The sequence below is a fragment of the Sphingomonas adhaesiva genome, assembly GCF_036946125.1.
In the GTDB taxonomy this organism is placed as follows: domain Bacteria; phylum Pseudomonadota; class Alphaproteobacteria; order Sphingomonadales; family Sphingomonadaceae; genus Sphingomonas; species Sphingomonas adhaesiva_A.
In genome coordinates, this window is record NZ_JAQIJT010000001.1 from 723,467 (window position 1) to 739,026 (window position 15,560).

At 62.7% G+C, this 15,560-nt stretch carries 16 protein-coding genes and 1 tRNA gene; 11 read left to right on the forward strand and 6 right to left on the reverse strand.

What is annotated here, in order from left to right; genetic code table 11:
* The first annotated feature begins 9 nt into the window (after window positions 1-9).
* From kdpC to PGN23_RS03590, 5 genes are all read left to right on the forward strand, one after another.
* Window positions 10-588, forward strand: coding sequence for a potassium-transporting ATPase subunit KdpC (kdpC, locus tag PGN23_RS03570; protein ID WP_335301461.1), 579 nt, complete (start codon window positions 10-12; stop codon window positions 586-588).
* Complete coding sequence (locus tag PGN23_RS03575; protein WP_335301462.1) at window positions 588-3,272, forward strand: sensor histidine kinase KdpD; 2,685 nt, start codon at window positions 588-590, stop codon at window positions 3,270-3,272. Before kdpC ends, PGN23_RS03575 begins: the two co-directional genes overlap by 1 nt.
* 1 nt (window position 3,273) lies before the next feature.
* Entirely contained in the window at window positions 3,274-3,960 is a 687-nt protein-coding gene (locus PGN23_RS03580; protein WP_335301463.1) for a response regulator transcription factor, read from the forward strand.
* A gap of 418 nt (window positions 3,961-4,378) precedes the next feature.
* The gene (locus tag PGN23_RS03585) at window positions 4,379-5,548 is read left to right on the forward strand and encodes a tyrosine-type recombinase/integrase (protein ID WP_335301464.1); all 1,170 of its coding nucleotides are present in this window, start codon (window positions 4,379-4,381) and stop codon (window positions 5,546-5,548) included.
* Window positions 5,549-5,757: 209 nt separating this feature from the next.
* A complete protein-coding gene (locus PGN23_RS03590) occupies window positions 5,758-5,976 on the forward strand; it encodes a helix-turn-helix domain-containing protein (RefSeq protein WP_335301465.1) in 219 nt (72 codons plus the stop codon).
* 22 nt (window positions 5,977-5,998) lie between these two features.
* On the opposite strand, the gene PGN23_RS03595 is transcribed toward PGN23_RS03590, so the two are convergent.
* Window positions 5,999-6,358 carry a hypothetical protein gene (locus tag PGN23_RS03595; RefSeq protein WP_335301466.1) on the reverse strand — a complete coding sequence of 120 codons (360 nt, stop codon included), beginning with the start codon at window positions 6,356-6,358 and terminating at the stop codon, window positions 5,999-6,001.
* Window positions 6,359-6,712: 354 nt separating this feature from the next.
* On the opposite strand from PGN23_RS03595, the gene PGN23_RS03600 reads away from it, so the two are divergent.
* The 6 genes from PGN23_RS03600 (at window position 6,713) to PGN23_RS03625 (ending at window position 12,583) form a co-directional block, all read left to right on the forward strand.
* Window positions 6,713-6,898: a helix-turn-helix transcriptional regulator gene (locus PGN23_RS03600; RefSeq protein WP_335301467.1), complete on the forward strand. Its 186-nt coding sequence runs from the start codon at window positions 6,713-6,715 to the stop codon at window positions 6,896-6,898.
* 472 nt (window positions 6,899-7,370) lie between these two features.
* A complete protein-coding gene (locus tag PGN23_RS03605; protein WP_335301468.1) occupies window positions 7,371-7,991 on the forward strand; it encodes a hypothetical protein in 621 nt (206 codons plus the stop codon).
* A 327-nt stretch (window positions 7,992-8,318) separates the two neighbouring features.
* Window positions 8,319-8,747, forward strand: coding sequence for a hypothetical protein (locus PGN23_RS03610; RefSeq protein WP_335301469.1), 429 nt, complete (start codon window positions 8,319-8,321; stop codon window positions 8,745-8,747).
* The gene (locus PGN23_RS03615; protein WP_335301470.1) at window positions 8,744-9,232 is read left to right on the forward strand and encodes an ImmA/IrrE family metallo-endopeptidase; all 489 of its coding nucleotides are present in this window, start codon (window positions 8,744-8,746) and stop codon (window positions 9,230-9,232) included. Before PGN23_RS03610 ends, PGN23_RS03615 begins: the two co-directional genes overlap by 4 nt.
* Window positions 9,233-9,247: 15 nt before the next feature.
* A complete protein-coding gene (locus PGN23_RS03620) occupies window positions 9,248-10,306 on the forward strand; it encodes a beta family protein (RefSeq protein ID WP_335301471.1) in 1,059 nt (352 codons plus the stop codon).
* Between the two features lie 603 nt (window positions 10,307-10,909).
* Entirely contained in the window at window positions 10,910-12,583 is a 1,674-nt protein-coding gene (locus tag PGN23_RS03625; protein ID WP_335301472.1) for an anti-phage dCTP deaminase, read from the forward strand.
* 9 nt (window positions 12,584-12,592) lie between these two features.
* On the opposite strand, the gene PGN23_RS03630 is transcribed toward PGN23_RS03625, so the two are convergent.
* From PGN23_RS03630 to dapB, 5 genes are all read right to left on the reverse strand, one after another.
* Window positions 12,593-13,216: a sce7726 family protein gene (locus tag PGN23_RS03630; RefSeq protein WP_335301473.1), complete on the reverse strand. Its 624-nt coding sequence runs from the start codon at window positions 13,214-13,216 to the stop codon at window positions 12,593-12,595.
* A 334-nt stretch (window positions 13,217-13,550) separates the two neighbouring features.
* Window positions 13,551-13,627: transfer RNA gene (locus tag PGN23_RS03635), tRNA-Arg, on the reverse strand.
* Between the two features lie 46 nt (window positions 13,628-13,673).
* Window positions 13,674-14,054 (reverse strand): hypothetical protein, encoded by a 381-nt coding sequence (locus PGN23_RS03640; protein ID WP_335301474.1) that lies wholly within the window; start codon window positions 14,052-14,054, stop codon window positions 13,674-13,676.
* Between the two features lie 2 nt (window positions 14,055-14,056).
* Complete coding sequence (gene nth, locus PGN23_RS03645; RefSeq protein WP_335301475.1) at window positions 14,057-14,734, reverse strand: endonuclease III; 678 nt, start codon at window positions 14,732-14,734, stop codon at window positions 14,057-14,059.
* Between the two features lie 14 nt (window positions 14,735-14,748).
* Complete coding sequence (gene dapB / locus PGN23_RS03650; RefSeq protein ID WP_335301476.1) at window positions 14,749-15,477, reverse strand: 4-hydroxy-tetrahydrodipicolinate reductase; 729 nt, start codon at window positions 15,475-15,477, stop codon at window positions 14,749-14,751.
* Window positions 15,478-15,560 lie beyond the last annotated feature (83 nt).

Here is a 15,560-nt window from a genome sequence, read left to right on the forward strand (position 1 = left end):
ACGCATATCATGGGTAAGGATTTTTCCTCCGCACTCCGGCCCGCGATCGTCATGACGATCCTGTTCGCGGCGCTCCTCGGGCTCGCCTACCCGCTGGCGATGACCGGCATCGGTCAGACGCTCTTCCCCGCCCAGGCGAACGGCAGCCTGATCCGCGACGCCGGTGGCAAAATCGTCGGATCGACGGTGGTCGGTCAGGCCTTCGTCGCCGATCGTTACTTCCAGACCCGCCCGTCTGCCGCCGGCAAGGGCTATGACGGGCTGGCGTCGTCGGGCTCGAACCTCGGCCCGACCGCGCAGGCATTGGTCGACCGGGTGACGCCCGATGTCGCCAGGCGTCGGGGCGAAGGCGTGACCGGATCGTTGCCGGCGGATCTCGTCACCGCGAGCGGTTCGGGCCTCGACCCCGATCTGTCGCCGGCCGCGGCGCTGGCACAGTCCGGGCGCATCGCCCGGGTCCGCGGGCTGCCCGTCGAGCGCGTTCGCGGCCTGGTGACCGCGAATACCGGGACATCGCTGCTCGGCGACCCGCACGTCAACGTCCTGGCGCTCAACCGCGCGCTCGACGCCGCGGCGCCCGCGCGCTGATGCCGGCGGGGTTGGGACCAGAAGCGGGCCGCCCCGATCCCGACGCCCTCCTGCGCGCCGCCGCGCAGGAGGGCAGGGGCCGCCTCAAGATCTTCCTCGGTGCCGCCCCCGGCGTCGGCAAGACCTACGAAATGCTGTCGGAGGGCGCCGCGCGGAAACGCGACGGCGTCGACGTCGTCATCGGCGTGGTCGAGACCCACGGCCGGGCCGAAACCGAAGCCCTGATCCGCGGACATGAGATCATCCAGCGTCGCCATGTGCCCTATGAGGGGCGCACGCTGCGCGAGATGGATATCGACGCCATCCTCGCCCGCCGTCCGCGGCTCGCGCTCGTCGACGAGCTGGCCCACACCAATGCACCGGGCAGCCGCCACCCGAAGCGGTATCAGGACGTCGAGGAACTGCTGGCAGCCGGCATCGACGTCTATTCGACCGTCAACATCCAGCACGTCGAGAGCCTGAACGACATCGTCGCCAGCTTCACGCGCGTGCGCGTCCGCGAGACGGTGCCCGACAGCATCCTCGAAGCGGCGGAGATCGAGGTCGTCGACATCCCGCCCGACGAGCTCATCGATCGGCTGAAGGCCGGCAAGGTCTATCTCCCTGCGGAGGCGACCCGCGCGCTCGGCCATTTCTTCTCCAAATCGAACCTGTCGGCCTTGCGCGAACTCGCGTTGCGCCGCGCGGCACAGGTGGTCGACGCGCGGATGCTGGACGATGTGCGCGCGCTGGGCCTCGGCGGCACATGGGCGGGCAGCGAGCGGATCGTCGTCGCGATCAGCGAGCTGCCGGGATGCGACGCCCTCGTGCGCGCCGCCAAGCGGGTTGCCGATGGCCTTCGCGGCCCATGGACGGCGGTCTTCATCGAAACGCCTCGCGCCGCGCATTTCACCGACGAGCAGCATGCCCGGGTCGCCGCGACGATGACGCTGGCCACGCAATTGGGCGGCGCGGTGGCCACCGTCCCGGCCGAAAATGTCGTGACCGGCATCCAGTCGGTGCTGCTCGACCTGCGCGCCACGCAGCTGGTGCTCGGCAAATCGAACCGATCGCGCTGGTTCGAGCTTCGCCATGGTTCGGTGGTCGACACGTTGGTCCGCGACACGCCGGACGTCACCGTCCACGTCCTGCCGATGCCGGCCGCCCCGCAACCGCGACCGTCGGCGCCACGTCGGGCGGGCCAGTGGGGCTCGCCCTGCGGCTATGCGATCACGACCGCGATGGTCGGGGGCGTCACCGGGCTCGCCACGGCGCTGTTCCAGATCCTCAATCTCGGCAACGTCGCGCTGCTGTACCTGCTGCCGGTGATGGCGGCCGCCAGCTTCTTCGGCCTGAGGACGGGACTGTTCGCCGGGATCGCTTCGAGCCTCGCCTACAATTTCTTCTTCCTGCCGCCGACCGGCACGCTGACGATCAACAACCCGGAGAATGTGATATCGGTCCTGGTGCTGCTCGGCATCGCCGTCGCCACCAGCCAGTTGACCGCGCGGGTGCGCGCGCAGGCTGACCTCGCCGCGGCCAGCGCGCGCACCAACGCCATCCTCGCGGGCTTCCTGCGCCAGATCGCCGGGGTCAACGACCTCGACCTCGCCGCGCAGATGATCTGCGACGATGTCCGACGCTTGCTCGATGTTCAAGTCGTGCTGCTCGGACGGACGGACGGTTCCGAACTGGAGATGCTGGCAGCCAGCGATCCCGGCTATCGCCTCGATACGATGGACCATGCCGCTGCCAGCTGGGCGTTCGATACCGGCAGCCCGGCCGGCAAGGGTTCCGGCACGCTCGCCGCGTCTGAGTGGCTGTTCCAGCCCATGAAGGCAGGGGATCGCGTGCTCGGCGTGCTGGGTGTCGCCAGCGACAAGGCCGGTAGTCCGGTTCGGGCCGACCAGTTGCCGCTCCTCAGCAGCCTGATCGACCAGTCGGCCCTCGTCCTCGAACGCCTGCGCCTGCAGACCGAGATGCGCGACGTCGACGTGGTGCGCACCCGCGATCGGCTGCGCGCGGCCTTGTTGTCGTCCGTCAGCCACGACCTGCGCACGCCCCTGACAGCCGTGATCGCCGCCGCGGCGCAGCTGCGTCACGGCGCGACGCCCGATCTGATCGGCACGATCGAGAGCGAGGCGCAGCGGCTCAACCGCTTCGTCGCCAACCTGCTCGACATGGCGCGGGTCGAAGCCGGGGCGCTGAAGCTGAATATCGAGGCGATCGACCTGAGCGACGCGGTGACGAGTGCCGCGCACGATGCCCGGCGTGCGCTGGAGGGGCATGCCGTACGCCTCGATGTCCCGCCCGACCTGCCGCTGGTGCGCGCCGATCCGCAGCTGCTGCACCATTGTCTGCTCAACCTTCTGGACAATGCCGGGCGCTATGGCGAGCCGGGTACGGACGTCGTCATCGAAGGCCGCAACCGCTTCGGCGAGCTGCGGCTTGCCGTGCTCGACCACGGCCCCGGCCTGCCGCCCGGTCGCGAGAGCGAGGTGTTCGAGACCTTCAGGCGCCTCGAGGGGTCCGACCGCGCGATCGGCGGCACCGGGCTGGGTCTGGCCATCGTCAAGGCATTCGCCGAGGCGATGGGAATGATCGTCGAGGCGACCAACCGGCCGGACGGCAGCGGTGCCGCCTTCGCGCTGGTCTTTCCACCCGCCCTCATCGTTCGCGATATCGCGCCGGAAAGTACCTCCTGACATGCCCGCCAAAATTCTCGTGGTCGATGACGATGCGGCGATCCGCCGCCTGTTGCGCACCACGCTGATCCGGGCGGACTATACCGTCGTCGAGGCCGAGGATGCCAAGGGCGCGCTTCGCCAGGCTGCGGTCGAACATCCCGGCGCGATCCTTCTCGACCTCGGCCTCCCCGACCGGGACGGCCTGGCCATCATCCCGCAGCTCCGCGCGCACGGCGACCTCGTCATCCTCGTGGTGTCGGCCAGGGACGCCGTCGACGAGAAGGTCACGGCGCTCGATCTCGGCGCCGACGATTTCGTGACCAAGCCGTTCGACACGGAAGAGCTGCTTGCCCGCCTGCGTGTCGCCTTACGTCATCGGGGATCGTCGGAGACGACGCAGAAGATCGTGCGCCGGGGCGATCTGAGCATCGATCTCGATCGGCGGATCGTCTGCCGCCATGGGGAGGAGCTCCACCTGACGCGCAAGGAGCACGAGGTACTGGGCATATTGGCACGCCACATCGGGCGCGTGGTGACCCACGAACGCATACTCGCCGCGTGCTGGGGGGCGGAAGAGGATCCACGTGTCGAATATCTGCGGATCGTCATCCGCAATCTGCGCCAGAAGCTGGAGTCGCCGGGCCCGGTCGGCAGCGTCATCGCCAACGAGCTCGGCGTCGGCTACCGGCTTCGATCCGACCTCTGATCGTGACACCGACAGATTCCCCTGCCTTGACGGGGAAGGTCCGACATCGCGGCCGGTGGCCCTTGCGGCGGATCTGGACAAACCATCCATCCGCCCGCTTGCTGATCGCCGCCCCCTGGCACGCCCCTGTGTCCGGTCGGTGTCACGGAGCCATCAAAGCTGCCGATCGCCGGGGGCGTCCGTCGGCAGCGCTGCGGAAACCGCCTTGAAACGGCAACCTGGGCAAGGATGGTGCTGGCGCACCCGACAGGATTCGAACCTGTGGCCTCTGCCTTCGGAGTGCAGGGGGTAGCCGTTCGGGGTGGTTCGCCGCCGTCCAGTTTCCCTTGTAAATCAGTCGTTATCATTCATAGATGTTCGCCTACGTTTTACCGGACGGCTACCGGATGTTACCGGGCGTACGAATGGAGACAGATGGATGGCAGGACGCGACCTAAGTCGGGTCAAGGATCGAGAGGCGCTGCGCGCGAATGCCAACGCTGAGCCATACTGGCAGCGGCTGCGCCCCGGTTGCTTCGTTGGCTACGCGCCATCGGCCAAGGGTGGTGACGGAGCGTGGTTTGCCCGAGCCTATGACGCTGACACCAGCCGCTACCAGAAGAAGCGGTTGGGCGCGTTCCCCGGCGTACCCGGCAGCGCCAAGTTCGCAGCGGCGAAGCTGGAGGCGGAGCGCTTTGCGGAATTGACCGAGGCGGGCGGACACACCGAAGAGAAGATCGAGACCGTGGGCGATGCTTGCCGCGCTTACGCCGCCGATCGTCCAGAGACGGCGGCGCGCTTTCGTCGCTATGTGTACGACGATCCTATTGCCAAGCGTCGCCTCGATAAGCTGCGCCGCAAGGACTTGGAGGAGTGGCGTAAGCGGCTGGCGGATCAACCGTCGTTGGTGAGCCGGAACAAAGATGGGGAGCGGCGCACCCGCGACCGCGCGCTGTCCACGATCAATCGCGATATCGCGGTGCTGCGGGCGGCACTCAACCGCGTGCTTCGTCCCGGACTGCCGGGCAGCGCGGGCGCGTGGCAAGAGGCGTTGAAGGCGCATAGCAATGCCGATGGTCGGCGCACCCTGTATCTCGACCGGGCGCAGCGGCGTAGCTTGCTCGACCACCTCGACGCTGAGGCAGCGCCGTTCGTCAAAGCGCTGTGCCTGCTGCCGATGCGTCCGGGCGCGATGGCGGCCCTTGATGCGGGCAGCTTCGACAAGCGCACTTCCGAACTGACTATCGGCAAGGACAAGGCTGGCAAGGCTCGGCGGATCAAGGTTCCGGTGGAGGCCGCGAAGCTACTGGCGTCACAGATCGCCGGGAAGTTGCCTACGGCTCCCTTATTTATGCGGGCCAACGGCAGCCGGTGGAACAAGGACAATTGGAAGCAGCCGATCGGAAAGGCGGTTGCAGCGGCGGGGCTGCCCTCCAACGCCACCGCGTACACGTTGCGGCATAGCACCATCACCGACTTGGTTTCGGCTGGCCTGCCGTTGCTCACCATCGCGCAGATTTCCGGCACAAGTGCGGAGATGATCGAACGTCACTATGGGCATCTCGCAAGCGACGCCGCCCTCAACGCGCTAAGCGGGTTGGCACTGTAAGCCTATTCACGACCGGAAACGTTGTTACTGCTTATATCTTTTATATCTGGGATTTGGTGACTTACCGGGTAAAATAGTAAATCGCAGCACGTTAAATGCTGTTAGGTCTTGGGTCTTTTCGAAATCGCCTAGTTACCCGGTAGGTTCGTCGGCGCGATGTTCCCATTCATTGGACCTGTGCGTATTCGCTCGATCACAGGAGATCGAGAATGAACAACGATAACGAACCTCGTAGCGGCACGCCGGATGGCCTTGGCAAGCTGGCCTACAGCGTAATGGAGGCCGCCGCCGTCACCGGCTTAGGCAGGACCACGTTGTATGCACTCATGCGCGACGGCACGCTTTCATCTTTCACCGTCGGAAAGCGCCGCCTGATTGCCACGGCAGACCTCGAAAGCATGATCGCGCAGGCACGCCGGGCGGCGTGAGACGCGGCAATCACCGCCGCCGTCAGGGCACAAACTTGATGGCTTTACCGCTCGCCTCCCGCGCTCCGACCTTGCCCAGCTCCGTTTCAGGTGCGGCATAGTCAGCGAGGATGACCGCATCCGCACCCATGCGCCGCGCTCGCTCCCACAACTCCCTGTAGACCTTCACCTCTGACACGGGCTTGTCGAAGATCGTTGTTTTCCGGACCGTCGCGCGTACCGGTCCGAGAACCCGGTAGGGACGATCTAAAATGTCGCCAGCTGTCACGGGCTGGGGCTTGGCGAGAACTGCGGCCACCGGCTCATTCGCGCGCGGCGTCACGTCCTGCGCCGCCGCCGGGGAGGCGAGCAGCACGGCGGCGAGAAGGAACGGCTTGTTCATATAATGCTCCCGACCATTGTCAGGGGCAGCCCGGTCGAGCCGGGTGTTGGATTCCCGATACGCTGCATCAGGCCCGCCGCTTTTGGGACGAGTCCTTGGACAGCACGACGGCACCCGGCCGAGAAACTCGACCGAGCAGCGTATCAAGGGGAATCCACGCCCCACGCGCGGGACAGACCGCAGCGCGTCACTGTCGTTGCACATGATGTCGGGTACATCAACGAAGAACTCGATCGACAATAAAGAACTTAAGAACTATTTGCGCAACCACGCGCAACCACGCAGTCACTACAATATTCACGAAGAACTATGCGCGTTACAGCCCCGTCCGACACAATCGTGATGGAGCTTGCTATGACTGAATCACCCTTTTTGACCGAGGCCGCCGCCGCTGACTATCTCGGTCTTGCGCCTGCTACTCTAGCCCGCTGGCGTTCTGTTGGCGCACAAGGCCCTGCCTACCGGAAGTTCGGCGGCGCGGTGCGCTACGCCAAGGCCGATCTTGATGCCTATGTGAGCGCGGCGGAGGTGCGGCGATGAGCCGGTCACCTACCGCCCCACTCTGGGCTGACGACATGAACCTATGGTTCACCGAAGAAAGCTACGCCGAGCATGTCGGCTTGGTACCCCGTCTATGGCAGACGCTTTGGATGGAACATGAGCACCCGCGACATGCGCGGAGCTGGCTTCGCCAGCCGTGGTTCAGTCAAACGAAGCCGACAGCTAACGGTGAGTGGTTCAGCTTTCGCGCCATCGACAGATTTCTTTGTGTGAGGCAACTGCCGAGCGGACCGATCCGCAAGCTGTCAGACTGGGAACAACTCGACGTCGGAAGGTCGATCCTGTGGCATCCCGAGGCGGATGACGGAGCGATCAGCCTGGCAGAGGGACGCGCTGCCCGCCTGCGAAGGCAGGGCCGGGGGCACTTCGACGTTCAACACCGCGACGATGGAACTTTGTGGGTCACCCGGACTGAACGGCTGCAAAGCGACCTTGCTACGGAGTGCCAGCGATGACGGCGAAGGTGGAGGCGGTCACGGCGCGCTGGCGAGCGCCTTACCTTCGCAGCATGCTGGACCTGCAAGTAGGCGACTCCGTCGACCTGCGCCCAGATGAGGGCGACACGCTGAAAGCGCTCTGGGAACGGGTGAAAAAGCAGTCGGCAAGGTATCGGCCAGCCGGATACCATTTCCACCTTCACAAGCGAGCCGATTACATTTTCGTGCAGCGGGTTGAGTCCGAGCAACGCAGGAAATTGGCACCATTCTTTCGGCTGCGAGTGGGCGATAAAATGCGTTGCACAGAGCCGTTCGAGACAGAGCAGCAACAAAGAAATCTCCGCCGCAAGCTCTTATACCTTTGCGACGAAAAGGGCTATTTCATTTGGGTCGAGCAGCACAGTGACGGGCTTTTGTATTATCGCTGCATTGACCGTCGAGATAATCGATTGGCACTTTGGTATGAGCAGCCATCGGATGACGGTTCGGTTTCACGAGGGACAAGGCTTGTTTGCTGCCCGTCCGAGCTAATGTGCTTTCAAGCCGAGTTTGAGCGGGTCAAGGCCGCTATCCTCGCCAGCCGTGCCGCCGCTGCCGCCGCTGCCGCCGACATTACAGGTGCTATATCTGAGTGATACACTCGGGTACTTTTCTCGGTGTTCTATACCTACTCTCCCCATTCGCGACCATAATTACAAAAAAGGGACAAAGAGATAGGAGTGTAATTATGGGTCATACAGAGAAGGAGATATGTTCGTGATCGCTCCCTCTGGTCACTGCCCCGGAGAGTTTGACGACCGTTGCCGCCAAGAGGCGACATGAAGCGGTTCAGGAAGGCCGTACAAGCCTATTACGCAACGGCCCGCCCGGATTTCCCCGCCGCCGCCGATCGGTGCTCCTGAAGAATCTGAGCGGTCACCGCGACCATCTCGTGATAGCCTGCCAGAAAGGGGACGCCGGGAATGTCGTTACGCAGTGCTGGCATTGGATTTCTCGGTGCGGTCATCGGCGGCGCGATCGTGTGGATCGGGCAGGCTGGTAGTTTCAGTCTCCGCCCGGTGGGCATGTCATACGCCGATCTGGCCGCGACGCTGCTGTCAGCGGTAGGCGTCATCGTTGCCATTTTCGGCGGCGTGCTGGCGCTGGCTGCACTCTGGGGCTTCAACCAACTCAAGCGCGATGCGATTGCCGCCGCAGAGAACGCGGGATCGACCGAGATACGCGAACAGATTGAGAACGGCGCGATCCGAGATTATATCAAAGGGGAAATCGAGCGGCTGACCGCTGAGGAGGTCAACTCCGAGCGGATGGATCAGCGGATCAAACAGCGTGTGGACGCTGTGACCTTTGGCCGACCCGATGACGACAGATTGTTGGAGGAAGACGAATGAGTCCGGAATGGAACAGGCTGGACCCTGCCGTCCGCGCCCAGATTGAGGCGTTTCAAGATGCGCCGCCGGTGAGGCTACCCGAGCTAGCGCGTGCCTTGGGCGTGCCTATCAAGGCCGCGACGTTGGGGCCGGGCATATCCGGTGAAATCCGACCTGACGACGGCGGGGGCTTTGTGATTCGGATCAACCGGCACGACCCTGCCAAGCGGCAGCGGTTCACCGTGGCGCACGAGCTTGCGCACTACCTCTTGCACCGGGACGAGATTGGCACCGGGATTGAGGATGACGTGCTGTACCGGTCAAGCTTGTCCGATCGCCGTGAGCAGCAGGCGAATCGCTTGGCAGCGGACATTCTGATGCCGGGAGAGCTATTGGCAGAAGCTCGTGAGGCAGCGGAAGAGAAAGGCGTCGGCGACGTGGTTCTATATCTTGCTGACCTGTTTGCGGTTTCCGAAGCCGCGATGCGCATCAAGGTGGGGCAATAACAGGGAGAGAAGCCGGTGCCAGTTGAATGGAGTGACGTCCCCTATCTGCCATTGCTTTCGATCCGGCCAGCCGAAATGAGGGCGCTGGAGGAGCTACCAAACACGACCAAGGACCGACTTCTACCGATTGTTCATCTTCGGCCTTGGGTTGGCTCGCATCGACTAGAGAACGCAACAGGACGCATTGCAGAGGCATATGGTGAGCGTCGGGTCGTTATAGCGATGGGCGAGCGCGAGCAGCCCAATGAACGCCCCGTCCACGCTGAGCTAGCGACACTTCGTCAACCCGCCCACGGCTTCCGTGAATGGTGCAGCTTCTTCGAGCGAAACGAGAATTACATCCCCGCGATGCAGTTCTCGCCCGAGGTGCCAGAAGAAGAAGCTCAGATTGCAAGATTGTTCGGCTTGGAGCGCGGGCTTGTCGTCATCATCGAACGCCCAGCGTTCGGCTTCATGAGCGTTATCGCGCGACGCGTGGGAGAACGGTCAGACGGAGGTCAGGACGTTTGCTTCGTTATCGACTTCGGCATCGCCAGTCGTGACCACCTACAGGTCGCCGCAATCGCAACCGGCTATATCAACACGATACGGGAGCACGCACCCGCAGCTTTTGTGGCCCTCTCAGCGTCGTCGTTTCCAGACAGTTTTGTGGGCGTCAGCGATCAGCCGATCTACGAACGCCGCTTGTTCGACACGATGGCTGGCACCGACCGCTTGATCTACAGTGACCGGGGTAGCGCCCGCGTCGAACGGCAGACGGGTGGCGGGGGCCAGCCTGCGCCACGCATTGACTATCCGTTGTTCGATCTTTGGGACTTCTACCGCTCGGACGACCTCGTCGGCTTTCCCGGCTATCAGCAGCAAGCCATCAACGTCATGGCAGGGGCCAACTGGAATCCCGCACTGCGGGTCTGGGGGACGCAGATGATCGAGCGGACCGCCGCAGGTGACATGTCGGCGATCGGAAGCCCACAGAAAGCGACCGCCGCCCGGATCAACCTGCATCTGCAACTGCAAACGTTCTATGGTGCCCCCGACGACGCCGAGGACACCGACGAAGATTGGAGTGGCTAGAGATGGCCACCTCTTGTTTCATTTCAAATCTTGGACCGCGAAAATGGCAAATTACATCGTGTCATATGATCTTAATGGTCCATCCCCTTCGCACAAGCAGATGGATGACCACATCGGTAAGTCCGGCTGGACACGAGGGCGACTACTAGAAACCGTATGGTACGTTGCGACAAACCAAACAGCCTCTGAGGTTTACGCTTACATAAATTCTATTCTAGGCTTGAATGACAGACTGATTGTCATCAAAGCCGAAACCGCCTCGTTTAGAAATCTCTTGATAAACAACGACAGCCTTAAGAACGCGTGGATGTCTAATGGAATGTGATTACGGGGGCGGCCATCGCCCCCGTGGCTATATCATTTCAGCTCGACATGGTGGCATGCACGAGCTTGATGGTTGTTTACCGGCTCTCGCCAACGGTCATCAAGCACCATCTCCCTACCCATTCGCCTCGCAAGCCTTTGCGCGGTATCCGCGACTTTTAGAATCGTTTCGACGTTGCGGGCGTCGTCATATGGCATCATTTTTTCTCCCCAAAGCGCTTGCGTTCGTAGCGCGTCCGACGTTCGGTACGCTAGCGCCTTATCGCTCAGGGGGTTCCTTTGTCCGACGAATTTGAAGCAAGCCTGTTTCCCGAGTTGGTCGTTGGGATCGCCGGGCCGATCGGAATCGACATCGATGAGATCGCAGGCACATTGGACAAGGCGCTTAAAGGTGTGGGCTATAGCTCGTCCACCATACGGATTACTGACGAAATAGCATCCGAAACAACTTCCATTGAACTGCCAACTTCGTCCGATTTCTACGATAAAATGGTCTACAAAATGGATCATGCTAGCGAGGTTTGTCGCAGACGCCAGTCGGCTGATACCCTTATGAGGATTGCTATAAGAGCGATCCGGAGAGAGCGGGGATTGCTAGCTGAGGCGAAGTCGGCCCAGCCGGGCCAACAGCTTCTGAAAGCCGATGACGAACCTGAGGATCAAGTTCAAGCACGGCACGCGTTCATAATTCGACAGCTTAAGAGACCTGAAGAAGTCAACCTTCTACGGAAGGTTTACGGAAAGCAATTCATTCTCGTATCTGCATACGGATCAATCGAGAGCCGCAAGGCAATTATTGAGACAAAGATACGTCGTTCCGCACCGCTAAACGTAGCAGATCACGACATCAGCCACAAAGCCGATATGCTTATTGATCGAGATGCCAATGAGAATGCGGATGCGCATGGGCAGCATCTCCGTGAGACGTTTCATTTGGCTGACGTATTTATCGATGGCATTCAAAAATCTGCTATGACGCAAATGTCGAGGCGGTTTGTAGAGGCGTTGTTTGGTCGGAACGACGTCGCACCATCTAAGGCAGAGTATGGCATGTACGCCGCCAAGGCCGCTTCATTTAGGTCTTCCGACCTTTCGCGACAGGTGGGCGCAGCCGCATTCAGCCCCGAGGGCGAGATCATAGCACAGGGGTGCAATGAAGTACCAAAGGCGTTTGGCGGCACCTACTGGGATGGTGAAAGCCCGGATTTTCGGGATGTGAAGTTAGGGCATGACCCAAATGACATTCTGAAGAAAGAGGTTATCCGCGACTTTCTTGAGCGGCTTGAAAACTCATCTCTGTTATCACCGAATGCGAAGAAGTTTGGCGACTCAGCGAGCCTTGTCGAAGCGTTGATAACTAAGAAGTCTATTCTACCCCCAATGCCCGGCCAAGGGGCATTGGTGGGTGCAAAAATCAATGACTTGACAGAGTACGGGCGCGTGGTCCATGCAGAGATGAGCGTTGTCTGTGACGCCGCTAGGCTGGGCAAGCCTCTTAAGGGGGCCACGCTTTATGTTACCACCTTTCCGTGCCATAATTGCACCAAGCATATTTTAGGCGCAGGTGTCGCACGGGTCGTTTTCATGGAGCCTTATCCGAAGAGTAAGGCAAAAGAATTGCATGAGAACGAAGTGGAACTGGAGAAGGAAAGTCAAGATAGAGTAAGCTTTATACCATTCCTTGGAATATCCCCGGAGATATATCAAAACATTTTCAAAAAGGGGAAAAGAAAAAGGGATGGTTATGCAACGGCATGGTATCATGGCGAACCTAGACCGATGATAGGACCGAAATATGCTTCATATGTTCAGACAGAAGCGCTTGAGGTGTTTTCTCTATACAGCAGCTTGAAAAAGTCATCGAGCACCCAATCAGACGCATTATTGGATGCGATCACACCCGATCCAGCAGAACAACAAGGCCCAAGTGAGGGAGAAGATATAACGCAGTAGTGTAAAGCTTTATGCGGCGATGGTGGCGAGGCTTGAGTTCTGCGCCTCAGCCCATTGTACCCAGTATGCCATGCGCTCTTCGACAAGCTTGCGAGCTTGCATCCTGCCTTCTGCGAAACGGCTCAACAGCGGCAGGTCTGCCGATCGTATCGACCGCCGGGACACAGCGGCCCAGAACTGGCGGCTAGTAGCGTCGTACCGCGCCGCGATCGCGGCGCGGAAGTCGCCCCTGCGCCGCTCGGCCTGCGTCATCAGGTCGATTAACGCTTCGTCAGCGACCACGTTGACCTGTCCGTCCACCAGCGGTTGCAGGACGCCATCCTCATCATACGTCCAAAGCGAACCGCCGTGCAGCGCGTCCGGTGCGACGTTCGGCACATGGCATGGCGCAACGATCGCAACAGCATGATCGAAGTATCGGGCATATGCCGCCATCTGCGCTGGCAAGCGACGCAACGTGTCCTTGGCCGTCTTGATCTCGAACCCGATGGAGGTCTCTGCAAACACTGCGAGGTCCGCACGCACACCGCTGCTACCCAGCGTAAACTCCGCAGTGACGATCGGCTTCCGACGGCGGCCAGTGGCTTCCCGCACGTGCGTCAGTACCGCAGTCTTGACCTGTCCTTCGTTCATCGGTTCTCCCTCGACGCGGGCGTTTGATAATCTGCCCTTTGGCCGTCAAGGCGCAAGCGCTGATGCGAGTCCCAAAAACGCCGAAAAATATAACGCGACCGGCTGGCACACTATTGCATTAGGCGTGGAGTTTATCCGGAAATAAGGGTGTTACCCTTCCTGGCACGTCCGCGCTGGTCGCCGCCTGTCGATAATTGGCAGCAAGGATTCGAGGGGTTACCGACCCGAGAGCACCCGCTAGCCCGACCCGCAGCCATCCTCATGCCGCAACACACCCCAATTTACCGGATCATTACCGGAAAAGCTGTGCTGCGACCGCTAAGTCGTTAATTAGTGGCGCACCCGACAGGATTCGAACCTGTGGCCTCTGCCTTCGGAGGGCAGCGCTCTATCCAGCTGAGCTACGGGTGCCTGGGGCGTCGCGTAGCAGGCAGCGGCCTGCCGCGCTACCCCGCTTTTAGCGTCGGCGCGCGATCGTTACCGGCTGGAACGGGGCGAGGCCGCAGCTGGCGCCGCGCATCGGCGGGTTCTGCGTGAAGACGGTGATGATGTCCTGCGCGCACAGCTGGCTGAGCGAGGTGGCGTAGGAGAAGCGGCGCTCGAAGCCCAAGCCGGGGCAGGATTGCGGCAACGTCACGCGGTAGAAGCGGTCGCCGTTGGTGCGGAAGTCGATGACGCGGTCGTTGCGTACCAGGCTCTCGCGGATCGACTGGATCGGGATGCAGGTCTGCGGCTTTCCGGCGGGCGTCGCGGCGGGCGCGGCATTCCGGTCGCGCGCGACGCTGGGCGCGGCGAGTGCGGCGGCGGCGATGCAGGCGAGGAGGATCGGGGCACGCATGGTCACTCTCCCTTGCCGGCGTTCCTCGCTGCGGATCGGGGGGCGGGCGCCGGGGTCTTGGGCTTGAACGCGCACAGGTCGATCTCGATGCATCGCCAGCATTCGGGCCGTCGCGCCTTGCAGACGTAGCGACCGTGCAGGATCAGCCAGTGGTGCGCATGGACGCGGAAGGGGGCGGGGGTCGCCCTGTCGAGTGCCCTCTCGACCGCCAGCACCGTCTTTCCCCTGGCCAGCCCGGTGCGGTTGCCGACGCGGAAGATGTGGGTGTCGACGGCGAACGTCTCCGCCCCGAAGGCGACGTTCATGACGACATTGGCGGTCTTTCGCCCCACCCCGGGCAGCTTTTCCAGCGCGTCGCGGTCGGCGGGCACCGCGCCGCCGTGGTCGCGGATCAGCGCCTCGCTGAGCGCGATGACGTTCTTGGCCTTGGTATTGAACAGCCCGATCGTCCTGATGTGGTGCCTCAGCGCGTCGAGGCCGAGCGCCACCATCTTCTCGGGCGTATCGACCTCGGCGAACAGCCGCCGCGTCGCCTTGTTGACCCCGGCGTCGGTCGCCTGCGCGGAGAGCACGACGGCGACCAGCAGGGTGAAGGTGTTGACCGATTCCAGCTCGGTCTCCGGGTGCGGGTTCGCCTCCGCCAGCCGCCGGTAGAATTCGACGATATCGGCTTTTTTCACGGGGCCTTCTTCACCTACAGCCCCAGCACTTCGGCCATCGCGTAGCGGCCCGGCGCGCGCCCGGCGAGCCACAGCGCCGCCTTGACCGCGCCGCGGGCGAAGATGCTGCGATCCTCGCCGCGGTGGCCGATCTCGATCCGCTCGCCCTCGCCCGCGAAGACGACCATGTGATCGCCCACCACCGAGCCGCCGCGCAAGCTCGCGAAGCCGATCGTCCCCTCGCTGCGCGCGCCGACCAGGCCCGCGCGGCTGTCGACGCGCACCTCCGCCAGCCGCGTGCCGCGCCCGGCGGCGGCCGCCTCGCCCAGCAGCAGCGCGGTGCCCGACGGCGCGTCGACCTTGTGGCGGTGGTGCATCTCCGCGATCTCGATGTCCCAGTCGGCGCCGAGCCGCGCCGCGGCCTCGCGCACCAGGATGTTGAGGAGCGTGACGCCCAGCGAGGTATTGCCGGTCTGGAGCACCGCGATTTCGTCCGCGGCCTGCTCGATCAGCGCCTGATGCGTCGCGAGCAGCCCGGTGGTGCCGATGACGATCGGGGTGCGGGCGGCGACCGCCGCGGCGAGGTGCGGCTCCAGCGCGGCGGGGGTGGAGAAATCGACCAGGACGTCCGCGCCCTGCGCCAGCGGCAGCGGATCGCCGCCCGCGTCCACGCCGCCGGCGATGCTCGCGCCCTCCGCCTCGGCAATGGTCGCGATCGCGCGGCCCATGCGGCCGTTGCTGCCGTAGATGCCGATGCTGGTCATGCGCGGTGCCCGGTGATGGTGGGGAGGTAGGTCATGGTGCGCGCTCCATGACACAGGTGGGCGCCGGGGGACAGGGTGCGACG

Excerpts from the sequence above, each read along its gene's own strand:
- PGN23_RS03610 (WP_335301469.1), top strand. The coding sequence starts at position 8,319 with ATGTCGTTACGCAGTGCTGGCATTGGATTTCTCGGTGCGGTCATCGGC.
- PGN23_RS03615 (WP_335301470.1), top strand. The coding sequence starts at position 8,744 with ATGAGTCCGGAATGGAACAGGCTGGACCCTGCCGTCCGCGCCCAGATT.
- PGN23_RS03590 (WP_335301465.1), top strand. The coding sequence starts at position 5,758 with ATGAACAACGATAACGAACCTCGTAGCGGCACGCCGGATGGCCTTGGC.
- PGN23_RS03580 (WP_335301463.1), top strand. The coding sequence starts at position 3,274 with ATGCCCGCCAAAATTCTCGTGGTCGATGACGATGCGGCGATCCGCCGC.
- dapB (WP_335301476.1), bottom strand. The coding sequence starts at position 15,477 with ATGACCAGCATCGGCATCTACGGCAGCAACGGCCGCATGGGCCGCGCG.
- kdpC (WP_335301461.1), top strand. The coding sequence starts at position 10 with ATGGGTAAGGATTTTTCCTCCGCACTCCGGCCCGCGATCGTCATGACG.
- PGN23_RS03595 (WP_335301466.1), bottom strand. The coding sequence starts at position 6,358 with ATGAACAAGCCGTTCCTTCTCGCCGCCGTGCTGCTCGCCTCCCCGGCG.
- PGN23_RS03605 (WP_335301468.1), top strand. The coding sequence starts at position 7,371 with ATGACGGCGAAGGTGGAGGCGGTCACGGCGCGCTGGCGAGCGCCTTAC.
- PGN23_RS03575 (WP_335301462.1), top strand. The coding sequence starts at position 588 with ATGCCGGCGGGGTTGGGACCAGAAGCGGGCCGCCCCGATCCCGACGCC.
- PGN23_RS03600 (WP_335301467.1), top strand. The coding sequence starts at position 6,713 with ATGACTGAATCACCCTTTTTGACCGAGGCCGCCGCCGCTGACTATCTC.
- PGN23_RS03630 (WP_335301473.1), bottom strand. The coding sequence starts at position 13,216 with ATGAACGAAGGACAGGTCAAGACTGCGGTACTGACGCACGTGCGGGAA.
- PGN23_RS03640 (WP_335301474.1), bottom strand. The coding sequence starts at position 14,054 with ATGCGTGCCCCGATCCTCCTCGCCTGCATCGCCGCCGCCGCACTCGCC.
- PGN23_RS03585 (WP_335301464.1), top strand. The coding sequence starts at position 4,379 with ATGGCAGGACGCGACCTAAGTCGGGTCAAGGATCGAGAGGCGCTGCGC.